Origin of the sequence: Paraburkholderia phenazinium, assembly GCF_900142845.1 — a bacterium.
Lineage (GTDB): Bacteria > Pseudomonadota > Gammaproteobacteria > Burkholderiales > Burkholderiaceae > Paraburkholderia > Paraburkholderia phenazinium_A.
Map to the genome: position 1 here is coordinate 317922 of NZ_FSRU01000001.1, position 14744 is coordinate 332665.

A 14744-nucleotide genomic window follows, 5' to 3' on the forward strand; every position below is an offset into this window, starting at 1 on the left:
TGATCAGCGTTCGCTGGGGGGCGTCGTGCGATACCGTTCAAGATAGGCCGCGTGAGCGGGTTCGTCGACGTGCGGCTCGCGCTGCTGCGTGCCGGCAGGGTGTTTCGCGAGCAGCGCGCGCGGACGGATTGGCCGGTGCTGGAAATTGCCGCCGCAATTCGGACACACATTGCAAAGTGCGCTCAACGCGCAGGCTTCGCAGAAGGTGCATTCGTAGCTGCAGATCATTGCGTCGGACGCGTTCGGCGGCAATGGCTTGCCGCATCGTTCGCAGGACGGCCTCAGTTCAAGCATCACATGCTCCGTATCCAGAGAGAGAAAGGCGCGTTTTGTAGCGCCTTTCGATACGAAGCAGTGTAGGCCGGCGCCGGGTGGACGAAGTGCCAATCAGGCTTCAATCGCTGCCTCGCAGACACCGGCTGCACGCGCCTGCGTCGCCCCTCGGTATCCGCGAGGCAGCGGCGGGCTCAGGTCAGGACACTCCACATGACAAGCGTGAGCACGAGGCCGACCACCGACACGATGGTCTGCAGGATTGACCAGACGAACACCGTCTGCTTCAGTTTCAGGCCGAAGTACTCGCGCACCATCCAGAAGCCCGCGTCGTTGACGTGGCAGAAGAACACCGAGCCTGCGCCGATTGCCAACGCCATCAGCGAATCGTGCGTAGGACTCAGACCGATGACGACCGGGGCCACGATGCCGGCCGTCGTCGTCGTGGCGACGGTGGCCGAGCCGGTGGCCTGACGCAACGCGACGGCGATCAGCCACGCAAGCAGGATCAGCGGCATATGGGCGCCCACGGCGATCTTGCCGACTGTCGTGCTGATGCCGGCCACCACCAGCGCCTGCTTGAGCCCTCCGCCTGCGCCGATGGTCAGCAGCAGCGCGGCGATGGGCGGCAGGCTCTTGCGCAGGATGCCGCCGACCCGATCACGCGGCATGCCCCGCGACCAGCCGAGCGCCACAATGGCAAACAGGACGGTGAGCCCCAGTGCGACCAACGGCTCACCGAGAAAGTTGAGCGCGTTAAAGAGAAAGGTCTCCGGCTGAAGCAGCAGCTTGGCGACCGTGCGGCCCAACATCAGAATCACCGGCAACAGGATGGTGATCAGCGAGATGGCGAAGCTGGGCGGCTCGGCAGCATCCTGCTGAGCCGTGAACAGTTTGCCCATTTCTTCCGGCTCGGGCACGTGCATGCGCTTCGACAGCCAGAGGCCGTAGACCGGACCGGCCAGAATTACCGCCGGAATCGCGACCACCAGCCCGAGCAGCAGCGTGAGACCGAGATCGGCGTGCAGTGCGCTAACGGCGATCAGCGGACCCGGGTGCGGCGGCAACAGCGCGTGGAGTGTCGTCATGCCGGCCAGCGCGGGAATCGCGATAAGCAGGATCGGCTGTTTGGAGCGGCGCGCCATGACGAAGATGATCGGCACCATCATCACTAGCCCGACTTCAAAAAACAGCGGCAAACCGATGATGATGGCGACCAGTGCCATCATCCAGGGCAGCAATCGCGGCGTGGAATGCTTGAGGATCGTCGATACGAGCCGGTCCGCGGCGCCGGACTCCGCCATGAGCGCACCCAGCATCGCTCCCAGCGCGATGATGATCCCCACGTCGCCCAGCAGCGCACCCGCGCCTTTGCTGAACGCACCGGCCACGGCCTCGAGCGGCAAGCCGGCGGCGAATCCCGCAGCGAACGTGCCGACCAGAATCGACAGGAACGGCGCGAGTTTCAGCACGCTGATGAAAACGATGATCAGCGCGAGCCCGAGCACGCACGAAAGGATCAGTTGGGTGTCGTGGGGCGACCACGGCGCGAGTGTTGTCGGTAAATGCACGATGTCCCTTTTGTTGATTGACGCCACCGCGGTTATGCGCGGTGACGGCGATTGTAGCGGGCCTCGGGGTGGGGTGTGATGAAGCCGGCTTTAGCTTTCAGGGGCTCATATCGAGAACGTGGGGTCGGCGGGGCGACGACGCGGGTGTTCTCGATGGCGAGCGATTTTCTTGCGCTGTGTTTCTGTGCTTTTGTGGGCTGGGTCGGTCAGGTGGAGGCAACGGGTGAATTCAGTCGAATAGCACTTTGACATTTTCGGGTGGCCGTCCGATGACCGCTCGTCCATTGCGTACGACGATCGGACGTTGCATCAGGATGGGGTGTTTCTCGATCGCTTCGTATAACTGATCGTCGGAGAGTTCGGCGCTGTTCAGGCCTAGATGTTTGTATTCGGCTTCCGTGTCGCGCAGCATCTCGCGGACGGGGCAATCCAGCATGACGTTTAATGCTTTCAGTTGCTCCACCGACAAGGGTTGCTTCAGATATTCGACGACTTCGACGGGTTCGTTCGCGACGTTGTAGGTGTCGGCGATCAACTCGCATGCGCCGCGCGATTTGGAACAGCGAGGGTTGTGATAGATCGTGATCATGGCGGCGTTCTGCTTGAAAAGGGGTGAGCGTGGGGAGGGAGGATTTTAGCTTTTAGTGTCCGATGCGGGGGGGGGCGTGACGGGGGGGGGGACGCGTGAAGGCGCGCATGACGCCATCTGTTAGACGGCGAGGCTAAGTCCTCGTAAGAGCCCGTGCTGCCGATCCGGTCAATCTCAGCGTCTCGGCACATTGTTTATGCGCATAAAGACCCTGCCTCGGTCGTCTCCAAACGATGCCCCGCGATTGCTCCTGCTCATAGCCAATGCCTCGACTCCGTTCACGCAGAGGCACCTCATTTGTGGTGCGGAGCACGCGGTTCGCAGAGCAGGCTCATGAACGGCCCCCTTGGTCCTTCCGCTCAACAGCACCCAAGGTAGCCAACACATCATCGTCACGGCCAGACGCCATAGTTCGCTCGATCGACCCACCTGTGAGTACGGACCTCCGGCCGTTGCCGTTGCCGTTCCGATTATTCACGCCGGCCCTCCGTTGCCGAGTCCGTCCGACCAGCCAGCCTCCTTTATGCGCATAAACCTTGGCCAAATGGCTAACGCGTCGCACGTTTACGACAAAAGCGATTGAAATACAAATTCATCAAGGTAAAATCCAACAGCGTCTAAAAAGAGGAGGTGAAGATTGGCAGCAGAAATCATCGCGGTAACTCAGCAGAAGGGTGGGGTCGGGAAGAGCACTATCGCGATGCACCTCGGCGCTGCATTTCATGAGAAAGGTAAGCGCGTCCTCGTCGTTGACGCTGACGGACAAAACACGCTGGTTCACTGGACCAGAGCCTCATCGGATAGCGAAAACGGCATCCCGTTTCCGGTCGTCAACCTCTCCGAGTTCGATGGCCAGATCCACCGCGAGATCAAGAAGTTCGTGGGGGACTATGACATCATCGTCGTAGACTGCCCGCCCTCCATCACTGAGAAAGTCTCCGGCGTAGTCTTGCTCGCCGCGACCGTCGCCATCATCCCAACCTCGTCCTCACCAGCGGATTACTGGTCGAGCGTGGGCTTGGTCAAACTGATCCAGCAAGCGCAGGCGATGAACGAAGACCTGCGCGCGGTCTTCCTGCTCAACAAGACGGAAGAGAAGCGGATGCTGACCCGCGAACTCAAGCGCGCGCTGGAAGAACTGGGGTTCCCCTTGCTCAAAACCCAGATCCCCACCCGCGAAGCCTATAAGCAGGCCATGGCGCTAGGGCAGACCGTGCTGCAAATGAATGACCGCGGCGCCAAACTGGCCGCCGCCGAAGTACGGGCGTTCGCGGATGAAATCGCCGCCCTGCTCCCCTGAATTTATGCGCATAAAGGACACTGAATGAAACCCTCCCAATTTGCCAAAGGCTTTCAAGCACGTCCGGACACGACTAGCAGCGAAAAGCGAACCGCCCTCGACCGCCTCAATGCCATCGATGGTCTGGTACAGAACGCACCGAAGGCGAGCGACTTTGCAGGCCGCTCCAGTCAGCCGGTTTCTGCCCCCGTCGTCGCCGAAGCCGACACCGCGGAATCGCTGAACGAGTCTGCCGCGTACCACGCATGGCGCCTCGAGCACGGCTACCGCCCCGGCCAGGTGATCGAACTCACGCTGAAGTCGATCAAGCCCAGCCCGTTTAATCCGCGCCATTTTTATCTGAAGTCATCGATCGCGGAGCTCGCGGTCAATCTGGCGAAGCAGGGACAGCAGCAGGCGATCCATGTGATCCCCGACTACGACAATCCCGGCACGTATTTCGTCAGCGACGGCGGCCGCCGCGTGCGCGCGTTGAAGGAAGCCAATAAGGAATCGGTGAAGGCGATCGTCATTGATCTGCCCATTGGTCTCCAGAGCTACAAGCTCGGTTACGATCTCAACGTGCAGCGGGACTCGCAAACGGTGTTCGACAACGCGGTCGTATGGAAGCGCTTTCTGGACGAGAAGTACTTCCAAAGCCAGAAGGAGTTGGCCGAGCATCTCGGATTGGACGAGTCGACGGTCGCGGTTGCCTTGTCGATTGCCAAGTTGCCCGAGGTAGTCATGCAGGAGATGGTCGCGAGAACAGATCGCTTCGGCTCGAACATGGCTTACCAGGTTGGCCGGTATCACTCCGCCCGCGGATCCGACTCCACGCTACGGCTGATCAACAAGATCCTGTCGGACGATCTGAGTACGCGCCAGGTTGCCGACATCGTGAAGGGTCGCGCAACCGCGCAGGAGAGCACCAAGCCCGCGGGCCGGCAGCGCTACGCGCAGCGTCTCGAGATCAAGCTGGATGGGGTGTCGGTTGGCGATCTGAAGTCGTACGGCGATGACCGCATCGAACTGCGACTGAAGGGTCTGTCGAAGGAAAAGCGCGACGACATCCTGAGGCAGATCGAGCAGATGTTGCAGCAGAAGTGATTTGCAAGTGCGGCGTCGGCCGTGACGCCGCACTAGTACGAATAAGCACCTGAAGCAGGTTTGTCAGGCTGCTCGGGACTGGCTCAAAGTGAAAGCGAGCAGGTCCCCGTCGGTCGGCTCACCCCACGTCTTGCGGGCGAGCCAGTCGAAGAACGCGGTCTCGGTGATCTTCGACTCCAGGCCGCGACGACGCCAGTCGTCGCGCATGTGCGTACCCAGATCCGGCAACTCGTCGTCCTCAAACGATCGACGCGCCAGTTCGCGGTCGGACTCGCCTTGCTCGTCATAGAGCGCACGCGCTTCCTTGCGACGATAAGCAGAATATTCGCCCAGCAGGCGTGCCTTGAGGTCGTCCGCCGGCGCCGCGACGGCCGCCTTGCCACCGCTGCCCGATGCCAGTGCCTCAACCGGCGGCGCATAACCCTTCTTCAACGCATCCTTGAACAACGCCGGCGCACTACGCACCGGCGGCAGCGACGTGCTGCGCATGCGCTGTTCCGTCATCTGCAGTGCAGCGCGAATCCGGTTTTCCTCGCTGTCCGCGTAAAGCGTCTGCGCTTCCTTGAGCGGAATGCCGATCTTGACCATACGGTCGACGAGCGTGCTGTCGAAGACGTTCGGGTGCTCATCGAGCGCCAACATTGGCTGCTTGCGCTCCGTCACGCGAAACTGGATTTCGGCCACACGGCGACCTTCGCGATGCTCGATCAGCTCGACGAAGATGTTGGTTACCGCGTTCACCTCAGCAATAGCCGGACGCAGATAGTCACGCTTGAAGTACTTGTACTCGCGCTTTGCCTCGTCGCCGGCCTCTGTGTCGGGCGTGCCGGAGAGAATCGGACGCCACCATTCCCACGATTCGCGCATCGTGAGATGACTCGGATTGGTCAGATAGCGCACGCAGATCTCGTACAGCGCCAAGCCCGCGCTACTGCGCAGTTGGCTTTGGAACTGCAGGCTCAGACGCGCGTACTGAACCGGGTCGAGCAGCTTTTTCTTGATCTTGGGTGCAAACGAGAACTCGACCCACACGCGCCGCGTGGTCGGGTCTTCGAGAATTTCCGCGTCCGCGATCAGTGTGGAGATACCCCACTTGCGGCCAGGTTTCTGGCTGGAGGTGCCGGTACTCCATTCGACCTGCACCGACACCATCCGCCGCAGGTGTTCCTTGACGAGCGCGGTGTCGTTCGAGTCGAACGCCGAGTTGGCCACAATATCCGAGAGTAGCGCACGGTACGTGTCGCCGGACTCGTCGGCCTGCTGGGCGACCGCCAGCAGAACGTTGAACAGCTTTCGGGTGAGTAGGGTGATTTTGCCGCTCTTGGGCTGAATCGCGATCGCCTCAACGGCTTTGCGCAATTCGGCGGAGCTAGGGCTCACCACATCAGTCTTCTTCGCGCGCTTCGTGGCCATGCGTCGGGTCGAGGAGGGATTTGGCGAGAGCATACCGACTGTGGTGAAGCACGTCTATAGGGCGCCCCTCACCATTCCCGGTGAAGTGCGCTTACGGCTCCCGACTCACCTCGGTTCACTCCCGAAAACGCTCACCTCAAGCGTTTCGGGCCAGGTTGCGGGCGTCGTTGCTCCTCGCGGGATAGGCAAAAATGCGCCTTTCCTGGCTCCATCCCGAAAGGGAGGTGTTTGCTCCCGTATCGACTCACCCTAAAATTTCTCGCAAATTCTCGACTTGATTCGCACTCCTGGGTGGTCGGCACGGGTCGACCGGTCGGAAATCGCCGTGCGGGCCAAACCACTTACCAGGTTGGCGAGCGCAAACCCTGGAACCAGGCACTGGTATGGGTTTGCCGGAGATCGACTCGTTGTCGAGGACGCACCCATTGCGCGTGAAACGGCGCTGGGGGGATGCGCACAGCGTAGCCGTGACCGTCGGGTGAAGCTCGGCACCCCACGGCATAACCGGCGAGCCACGGTGAGCAGCGGCGATGCTCGTCGACGCACCGCTCGGATTTCGCGGCTCAGGGGCGACTCGTGGATCGTCCTGCGATCGATGGTGAGGCGCTCCACTCGGCACAAACGCACCGCTTCAGATCTCGCGCCCCTGGAGGGCAACACAGAATCGCCTACAGCCGATGGTGAGGCACTCCAGCCCACACGAACGCACCGCTTCGGATCCCGCTACCCCGGAGGTAACCCGCGGCCGCTTGCAACCTCGCTGAGGCGCTCCATCTCGCACTAACGCACTGCTCGCATCTTGCCGCCCTATGCAGCCACCTTGCGGACAAGACACAGGCCGCGACGTATCGCCCCACGGCCAGCCCGGCGGCATACCGCGCCGTCTCGCCAGGCCCACTCGACCCACAAAGCGCCTGATTGCCGCAGTCGCAGCCTCCCACTGTGAATGGCGCCAACACGTCAATGCCCCACCAGCGAGCGCCCGGGGGTTGGCCGAAGCAGGGCGGCGTTTTCGCGGCATCGCAGCAACAACGGCACGACTCAGGAGACGTATTCAGCTCAACCGGTCTACTTAGCCACGATTCAACAACCACTACCGCCCGAAATCCGCTTCACCCATCCCCCGAAAACACTCACCTTTGCTCCAGCCGAAGCCGCGAAAACACGCGGCCCGCGTCAAATCGCATTGGAATATCGCCCCAAAACGCTCCTGAAAAGCCTCACCTTTGATCGGAATCGCTCCTCGCTTGCGCACCCGCAGCACGGCCACATTCAGCTCCCGAAAAGACTCACCATTCTCACCAACCACTAAAATACTCTTACATTTCAATTAGTTATGGAACACATATCGAGTATCGCTTGAAATAATAGGTCCCGAAAAATCTCACCTTAGCTATCGGCTACTAGCGCCGGCCACCCGATCACCCCATCACGGCAATCTCCCGAAAAGACTCACCATTGAAGATTCGGTCCGGGCGAATTCGCTCTCACCAATCAAGCTCAGTGGGGCATTTCACGTAAGTAACCGCAAACTTCCTCCCGAAAAACCTCACCTCAGGCGATTTTTAGCCTCCGAATAGCCCCCGGAAACGCTCACCTCAAGCATGAACGGTGCGGTTTCCGATGGCGCCGGAGCTCCCCTTCGACGCCTCCCGAATAACCTCACCTTTGGCAGCCAATGCCCTTTCCCAGGTTCAATCAATGTCCTGGGACACGGAGAGGCCGCCACCTGCTCCCGCAAAACCTCACCTTAGGGCATTGCATGCCCAAAAATCGGGCATAAATGCGGTCAGCCCCCGAAAAGCCTCACCTTGGGTACGCGTTTTCTCCCGCGTTGTCTCACCGGAGGCTTTTTGGGGCCTCGATTTACCCTAAAAAGAGCGTTTAAAATCTATCCCGAAAGCGCTCACCGCATCGATCGGGCAACGGCCAGGTCATTTTTACGTCCAGCCGGGCTGCCCGGCCCGTCTGGTCCCGCAAAATCTCACCTTTCGCCGGCCGGTACTTTGTAAGCAGCTCCTGAACCCGCTCACTCACTGTCCCGCAGGCCCTCACCACGGCCCCCGAACCCCATCACTCGACTATCCTGCAAGCCCTCACCAGGACTCCCGTAAAGCTTCACCTGACCACGCTGAAACCCTTGCCTGGTAAGGATCTGCCGTGGCGTTAACGTTTTTAACAAGGGTTCAAGGGTGTTTACTTTTATTACTCTCAAGAATTTCCACCCCGCGCGTCCTTCGGACATCCCCCAAGTCGAACACCAGTCGGCATTCCGCTTCGTGAAACAGTGACGACACGCTGAAAAAACCGAAAAACTCGTTTCTTTCCAATGGCTTATTGACTATTCTTCGTTTTGTTTCACGGAAATTCTGCACTGGGCTACTACGGACTCGGCTATGTCGACCGAATCTGGCTCCCTTTGACGAGAAAGCCAGTTCGGCCTTCATATTTGTATCAAATACTACGTAATTTGTTATGATTCCTCGAATTCGAGCAACGTCGAGGTGTAAATGAATCTGGACGAAGAACGTCAGTCGATCCGGCAGGAACTCGAGTCGATGCGTGAAAACGGCGCACGTCGCCAGGAATTGTCGTTGCATGCCTGCAAGCGACTTTTTTTCGATCTTGGCATTCGCCCATCAATGGCTGCGGTGCGAGATCTGACCCAAACCGGCAGTGCGAGCGACATTCCCAAAGACATCGACACCTTCTGGGAGCGTATCCGCAGTGCGTCACGTGTTCGCGTGGGTGCTGGAATCATCCCCAAAGCGCTTGAGGACAGGGCCGGTGAATTGCTCGGCGCCTTGTTCGAGGAAGCGATCGTTCATGCACGCTCCGCATTCGACAGCGAGCGCGAAGAAGTCCAGTCGCAGATCACGGCCGCGGAACGCGACACGCGCGAGGCCGACATTCGTCGCCAGGCGTCCGAGGAAGCCATTCGCCGAAGCGACGCAAGAGCCGACGCGGCGTGGGAACGGGTTCGCGCGCTCGAAGCAGAACTGGCCACGGCCAACACGCACGGCACGGTTCATCAGGACAGTTTGCAATCCAGTGTCCGCCGGCTCGATGCAGAGAACGAAGCGCTTCGCAAACGGCTTGAAGCCGAGCAATCCACCAACGCCGGCTTGCGTGACCGAATCGACGCATTACATGTCGAGTTGCGTCAAAGCACCGAGCACTATGCGCAACAGATCAAGGACGCCGTGGCCGAGGCCGAACGGCGTGTCAAGCCCATGCTGGTCGAGCTCGACTCGTTGCGCAGCATGGCCGCGACCTACCAATCCGGCGTGCGCGATGCCAGTCGCAAGGAGTTCGAGTTCATCCAGCAGATCGCGGCGGCAAAAGCCAGAGGCGACCGTCTGGACTCGCAATTGCGTGAACAATCGGACGAACTCGACGCGCTGACAAAAGAAATTGCAGTGCTGCGTACCCAACAGGACGTGGATCCAGCCGTTGCGAGCCTGTTATGTACGCTCGCGAACTCCGGTCGCCTGAGTTCCGACGAAATGGCGACGATCGGTACTGTCGCGGACGGCCACGTCGGGTTGCCGCTGCGTTGTCCAAAGTGTGAGGAAGGTGAACCCGAGCTGTCCGAGGTGGATCACCGCTACGAACTCCAGTGTCCGGAGTGCGAGCATTCGTCGGGGCCTGGTCACTCGCGGCTTGAGGCGGTCAGCCGGTTTTTGGCGCTGAAACCGGTCACTTCGACTGCATAGTGGGACACGCCTGGCTACCCTAGAAGAAGGAAGCCGGCCAAAGGTGAGGTAATTCGGGACTGGAAAGGTGAGTCTTTCCGGGGCAGTTTTTACACTCTTATTCGTTCGAACGGCCGCCGTCCGGCGTTGTCCGACCAGGCGGTTGGTCGGAATTCGGCGCGTCGCCGATGGGAATTTTCTGCTGCTCGGACCAGGTTTTCCACGCTCGATGGAGTCGATTGGCGGAAACGGGTTGCATGAACCCAAGCCATTGGCCGACCAACTCCGGCGCGAGACCTGTCTCGAACAGGTCGGCGGCAAAGGTGTTGCGCAGCGTTTGCGGGCTGGCTCGCGACTCGCGCGATTCTGCGAAGCCTGCCGCTTCGATCAGCGCGTCGACTGAACGCAGCATGGTGGCCTTGTGCATTGGCCGTCCAGAGGGCGACGCGGGAAATACGAGATGTCCGGCCAGTTCCGACAGGCGCCGTTCCGCGAGCCATGCATCCAGCGCCGCGACGGCAAACGGCGATAGCCGGGTTCGGCGCGCCATCAGCGGATTCGGTGACTCGATCACGACCCAAGGTGAACCGGCTGTCACGCAACTAACCGTAAGCGTTCGCGCTTCACCGGTTTTCAATCCTCCACCGAGAAACACCGCAATCAATGCCCGGTCGCGGCGTTCTCTCCAACGCTGCGCCGCGGAGAGCGCAGTGATCGGCGAGAACAGATGTGCAACCAGCAACGCTCGCTCATGGCTGGTCAGAAAACCAGTGGGTTCGTTGTCGCGTGCATTGCGCCAGGCTGCTTCACCGTCCTGGGCGATAAACCGTGCGGGATTGGTCGACGCAAGTTCGATCTCGCGGACATGATCGAGCACACGTTCGATCAGCCGTAAATAGCGTACCCGTTGCGGTTTTCGGATCGCCAGTCCAGCGACGAAATCGGCAATTGTCCGGGTGTCTACGGTGATAAGGTTGGCATGCCGAACTTTCAACCAATCGAGAAACAATCCCCATTGCGCTTGATACACCTCGGCGGAAGACTTGCGAAACTGCTGCTTGGCGAGCCACGCGTCGAAAGCAATACGCGGATCGCGACGCCAGTCTTCGCGTTCCTGATCGAAGAGATCGGCAGCGGGGATGTCTCGGCCGGCGGAGCCGGGCGAGTGGGAAGAGACCATAGTCTGTTTTACCGTTAGTTGCGTCTTATTGTAGGTCAGACGCCACCAATCGGATAGCAGGCGTGATCACGATCACCCTCCCCAAGCCCGCGCACGCCGGCGTACATTCGCTCGCGGCGCGGCCTGCGCCGCCTTGCGATACGCGTGCTCGTAAACGGCAACAGCGAACGCGAACACCGCCGGCAGTGCATTTGACGCGCCGAAATCCACCGGCTCGTCCGTCTCCGGATACGGCAGTGCCGAGGGGCGCTGAAACAGTCCGAGCATGAGCGCGTCGTGGCGGCTGGCGAATCCGAGGTCGGCGAGGGCCTCCGCCTCAATGGCGTGCAGAAGCCGCCACGTTAGCGGAACTTGTTGCACGATATACCGCGCGGCGATGCTTTGGACGATGTGTTCGAGATCGCGCGCCGCGGTCTGGAAGCGCAGCGCAGCCAGGCCGTGGTCGGCGTGGTGGGTTGTCAGTTCGTTCATTTCGGCTCCGGTCAATCTGCGTATACTGTACAAACATACAGTACTCAACGCAACTCGGCCAAATGGCTAACCCGCCCTCTTCCTCGGCTTTATTCGTTCTGCATTAACGGTGCGCTAACCGCTTAGCCGTGAATCACCACAAGCAATGCCTTGGCTTCGCTCTTGCCGGCATTGCGGATCGCGTGCGCTTCGTCGGCCACGTAGCGCGCCGTGTCTGCCGCCTTCAGGCGCTTGGTGGTCCCGGCCGCCTCGATTTCGATCGAGCCGTGCAACACCGTCAAATGTTCACGCGTGCCGGGTTCGTGCGCGTTGGACACGAGCGCGCCACCCGGCTGCAGCGTCAGCTCATACCATTCGAATTTGCCGGCCAACTCGATCGGCCCCCACACCCGCAACTGATATTTAGCGTCGTGCCCGCTTAGCGTCGGAATCTCGTGCGGCCCCGACACGGCGATCGCCTCCGGTGCCTTTTGCTGCGCGAACAGCGAATCGAGACTGACACCCAGTGCATTGGTCAGGCGCCACGCAACCGCGATAGTCGGATTGGCCTTGTCGCGCTCGATTTCCGACAGCATCGACTTCGACACGCCCGCCGCGCGCGACAGATCGTCGAGCGTCATGCGGCGCTCGCTGCGCAGCCGCTGAATCTGTTCGCCCACCCGCGGCGGTGCCGCGACGGTTTGGGCTAGAGTGGGTGCAGCGCTGGCTGCTGCGCGCCGGGTGCCCGAACTTGCCATTTTCTGACCTATCGTTTAAAGTTGTTCGACATACCGAACTTAAGTTCGGAATATCGAAGTTGTTCGATAAAACTGATATTCGACTATAGCAGGCCGCCACAGCGCCGAACATCGCGGCCGTGCGGCCTGCCGCCCATTCAGGAGTCTGACGTATGCGTGAACCCTACCTCGCCCATCTGCGCAGCACGCTCGAGCAGATCCGCGCCGACGGCTTTTACAAGACTGAGCGCGTGATCGCGAGTCCGCAATCGGCCGGCGTGCGGCTCGCCAACGGCACGAACGTACTGAACTTCTGCGCCAACAATTATCTGGGCCTCGCTGACGACGCGCGGCTGATCGAGGCCGCCAAAGACGGGCTCGATCGCGACGGCTTCGGCATGGCGTCGGTGCGTTTCATCTGCGGTACGCAGACGGTGCACAAGGAACTGGAGCAGGCGCTCGCCGCGTTCCTGCAGACTGACGACTGCATTCTCTACTCGAGCTGTTTCGACGCGAACGGCGGGCTGTTCGAAACGCTGCTCGACGAATCCGACGCGATCATCAGCGACGAGCTGAATCACGCCAGCATCATCGACGGCGTGCGGCTGTCGAAGGCGAAGCGCTTTCGCTACAAGAACAACGATCTCGCCGACCTCGAAGCCAAGCTGAAAGAAGCCGACGCGGCCGGCGCGCGCTTCAAGCTGATCGCGACAGATGGCGTATTTTCGATGGACGGCATCATCGCCGACCTCGCCGGCATCTGCGATCTGGCCGATCGCTACGGCGCGCTGGTCATGGTCGACGATTCGCATGCGGTCGGCTTTATCGGCGAGCACGGTCGTGGCACGCCGGAGCATTGCGGCGTGCTTTCGCGCGTCGACATCATTACCGGCACGCTCGGCAAGGCGCTCGGTGGGGCATCGGGCGGCTACGTGGCCGCGCGCAAGGAAGTCGTCGAACTGCTGCGGCAACGCTCGCGCCCGTATCTGTTCTCGAACACGCTCACGCCGAGCATCGCAGCGGCTTCGCTCAAAGTCCTCGAGCTGCTGGCGAGTGCTGAAGGCGCGGAATTGCGTGCTCGCGTGCGGACCAATGGCGCGCATTTTCGCAGCAAGATGAGCGCGCTCGGTTTCACGCTCGTTCCGGGCGAACATCCCATCATCCCGGTGATGCTTGGCGACGCGCAACTTGCCTCGCGCATGGCGGAAGAGCTCCTGAAAGAAGGTGTCTACGTTATCGGCTTCTCGTTCCCGGTGGTGCCGAAGGGGCGCGCGCGCATTCGCACGCAGATGAGCGCCGCGCATACGCCTGAACAGATTGACCGCGCTGTGGACGCATTCGCGCGCGTGGGCCGTTCGCTCGGCATCATTTAAGACCTGGAGGCGCACATGAAAGCACTCGCAAAACTCGAACGCGCGCCGGGCCTGACGCTCACGGACGTGCCGAAGCCCGAAGTCGGCCATAACGATGTGATGATCCGCATCAGGCGCACGGCCATCTGCGGTACCGACATCCACATCTGGAAGTGGGACGACTGGGCGCAGAAGACCATTCCCGTGCCGATGCACGTGGGTCACGAATACGTCGGCGAGATCGTCGAAATGGGCCAGGAAGTCCGCGGCTTCGCCATCGGCGATCGCGTCTCGGGCGAAGGACACATCACCTGTGGATTCTGTCGCAACTGTCGCGCCGGGCGTCGCCATCTGTGCCGCAACACGGTGGGCGTGGGCGTGAATCGCGAAGGCGCGTTTGCCGAGTATCTGGTGATTCCCGCCTTCAATGCCTTCAGGATTCCGCCCGAAATCTCCGACGACCTCGCGGCCATCTTCGACCCGTTCGGCAACGCGACGCACACGGCGCTGTCGTTCAACCTGGTCGGCGAAGATGTGCTGATTACCGGTGCCGGGCCCATCGGCATCATGGCGGTGGCGATCGCGAAACACGTCGGTGCACGCAATGTCGTGATTACCGATGTCAACGACTACCGGCTCGAGCTCGCGCGCAAGATGGGCGCGACGCGCGCGGTGAACGTCTCGCGCGATTCGCTGCGCGACGTGATGGTCGATCTGCACATGACCGAAGGCTTCGACGTTGGCCTGGAAATGTCCGGCGTGCCGAGCGCGTTCACCAGCATGCTCGAAGCGATGAACCACGGCGGCAAGGTCGCGCTGCTCGGTATTCCGCCGGCACAAACGGCCATCGACTGGAACCAGGTGATCTTCAAAGGCCTGGAAATCAAAGGCATTTACGGCCGCGAAATGTTCGAGACCTGGTACAAGATGGTCGCGATGCTGCAAAGCGGGCTGGACCTGTCGCCGATCCTCACGCACCACTTCCCGGTCGACGATTACCAGCGTGCCTTCGCTACGATGCTTTCGGGCGAAAGCGGCAAGGTCATTCTCGACTGGACCGCTTAAGCCACGCAGACCCGCTGCCTGGCCGTCGAAGAC

At 60.8% G+C, this 14744-nt stretch carries 12 protein-coding genes; 5 read left to right on the forward strand and 7 right to left on the reverse strand.

All coding sequences use genetic code 11. The annotated features are described in order from the left end of the window. Positions 1-3: 3 nt before the first annotated feature. From BUS12_RS01535 to arsC, 3 genes are all read right to left on the reverse strand, one after another. Positions 4-294: a DUF1272 domain-containing protein gene (locus BUS12_RS01535; protein WP_074293917.1), complete on the reverse strand. Its 291-nt coding sequence runs from the start codon at positions 292-294 to the stop codon at positions 4-6. Positions 295-467: 173 nt separating this feature from the next. Beyond that, a complete protein-coding gene (locus tag BUS12_RS01540) occupies positions 468-1844 on the reverse strand; it encodes a GntT/GntP/DsdX family permease (protein WP_074296976.1) in 1377 nt (458 codons plus the stop codon). A 229-nt stretch (positions 1845-2073) separates the two neighbouring features. Next, positions 2074-2433 (reverse strand): arsenate reductase (glutaredoxin), encoded by a 360-nt coding sequence (gene arsC / locus BUS12_RS01545; RefSeq protein ID WP_074293918.1) that lies wholly within the window; start codon positions 2431-2433, stop codon positions 2074-2076. 637 nt (positions 2434-3070) lie between these two features. Between arsC and parA the strand changes: the two genes are divergently transcribed. Continuing rightward, positions 3071-3733 carry a ParA family partition ATPase gene (gene parA / locus BUS12_RS01550; protein WP_074293919.1) on the forward strand — a complete coding sequence of 221 codons (663 nt, stop codon included), beginning with the start codon at positions 3071-3073 and terminating at the stop codon, positions 3731-3733. Positions 3734-3757: 24 nt separating this feature from the next. Then, entirely contained in the window at positions 3758-4819 is a 1062-nt protein-coding gene (locus BUS12_RS01555; protein ID WP_074293920.1) for a ParB/RepB/Spo0J family partition protein, read from the forward strand. 63 nt (positions 4820-4882) lie between these two features. Here the strand turns inward: BUS12_RS01555 and BUS12_RS01560 are convergent, their stop codons facing one another. After that, a complete protein-coding gene (locus BUS12_RS01560) occupies positions 4883-6232 on the reverse strand; it encodes a replication initiation protein (RefSeq protein ID WP_074293921.1) in 1350 nt (449 codons plus the stop codon). Positions 6233-8742: 2510 nt separating this feature from the next. Here BUS12_RS01560 and BUS12_RS01565 point away from each other — a divergent pair. Beyond that, positions 8743-9948 (forward strand): DNA-binding protein, encoded by a 1206-nt coding sequence (locus tag BUS12_RS01565; protein ID WP_074293922.1) that lies wholly within the window; start codon positions 8743-8745, stop codon positions 9946-9948. A gap of 97 nt (positions 9949-10045) precedes the next feature. On the opposite strand, the gene BUS12_RS01570 is transcribed toward BUS12_RS01565, so the two are convergent. From BUS12_RS01570 to BUS12_RS01580, 3 genes are all read right to left on the reverse strand, one after another. Further along, positions 10046-11107, reverse strand: coding sequence for a tyrosine-type recombinase/integrase (locus BUS12_RS01570; protein WP_074293923.1), 1062 nt, complete (start codon positions 11105-11107; stop codon positions 10046-10048). 72 nt (positions 11108-11179) lie between these two features. Beyond that, positions 11180-11578, reverse strand: a complete 399-nt coding sequence (locus BUS12_RS01575) for a DUF2471 family protein (protein WP_074293924.1) — start codon at positions 11576-11578, stop codon at positions 11180-11182. 122 nt (positions 11579-11700) lie between these two features. Beyond that, positions 11701-12315, reverse strand: coding sequence for a helix-turn-helix domain-containing protein (locus tag BUS12_RS01580; RefSeq protein ID WP_074293925.1), 615 nt, complete (start codon positions 12313-12315; stop codon positions 11701-11703). 152 nt (positions 12316-12467) lie between these two features. Between BUS12_RS01580 and BUS12_RS01585 the strand changes: the two genes are divergently transcribed. Both BUS12_RS01585 and tdh read left to right on the forward strand, forming a co-directional pair. Beyond that, positions 12468-13667, forward strand: a complete 1200-nt coding sequence (locus BUS12_RS01585; protein ID WP_074293926.1) for a glycine C-acetyltransferase — start codon at positions 12468-12470, stop codon at positions 13665-13667. A 15-nt stretch (positions 13668-13682) separates the two neighbouring features. Further along, positions 13683-14711, forward strand: coding sequence for an L-threonine 3-dehydrogenase (gene tdh, locus BUS12_RS01590; protein ID WP_074293927.1), 1029 nt, complete (start codon positions 13683-13685; stop codon positions 14709-14711). The last annotated feature ends 33 nt before the right edge of the window (positions 14712-14744 follow it).

What these genes read in the sequence shown, in the direction of transcription:
- BUS12_RS01535 (WP_074293917.1), bottom strand. Translation starts at nt 294, where the DNA reads ATGCTTGAACTGAGGCCGTCCTGCGAACGATGCGGCAAGCCATTGCCG.
- arsC (WP_074293918.1), bottom strand. Translation starts at nt 2,433, where the DNA reads ATGATCACGATCTATCACAACCCTCGCTGTTCCAAATCGCGCGGCGCA.
- BUS12_RS01555 (WP_074293920.1), top strand. Translation starts at nt 3,758, where the DNA reads ATGAAACCCTCCCAATTTGCCAAAGGCTTTCAAGCACGTCCGGACACG.
- BUS12_RS01560 (WP_074293921.1), bottom strand. Translation starts at nt 6,232, where the DNA reads ATGGCCACGAAGCGCGCGAAGAAGACTGATGTGGTGAGCCCTAGCTCC.
- BUS12_RS01565 (WP_074293922.1), top strand. Translation starts at nt 8,743, where the DNA reads ATGAATCTGGACGAAGAACGTCAGTCGATCCGGCAGGAACTCGAGTCG.
- BUS12_RS01570 (WP_074293923.1), bottom strand. Translation starts at nt 11,107, where the DNA reads ATGGTCTCTTCCCACTCGCCCGGCTCCGCCGGCCGAGACATCCCCGCT.
- BUS12_RS01575 (WP_074293924.1), bottom strand. Translation starts at nt 11,578, where the DNA reads ATGAACGAACTGACAACCCACCACGCCGACCACGGCCTGGCTGCGCTG.
- BUS12_RS01580 (WP_074293925.1), bottom strand. Translation starts at nt 12,315, where the DNA reads ATGGCAAGTTCGGGCACCCGGCGCGCAGCAGCCAGCGCTGCACCCACT.
- BUS12_RS01585 (WP_074293926.1), top strand. Translation starts at nt 12,468, where the DNA reads ATGCGTGAACCCTACCTCGCCCATCTGCGCAGCACGCTCGAGCAGATC.
- tdh (WP_074293927.1), top strand. Translation starts at nt 13,683, where the DNA reads ATGAAAGCACTCGCAAAACTCGAACGCGCGCCGGGCCTGACGCTCACG.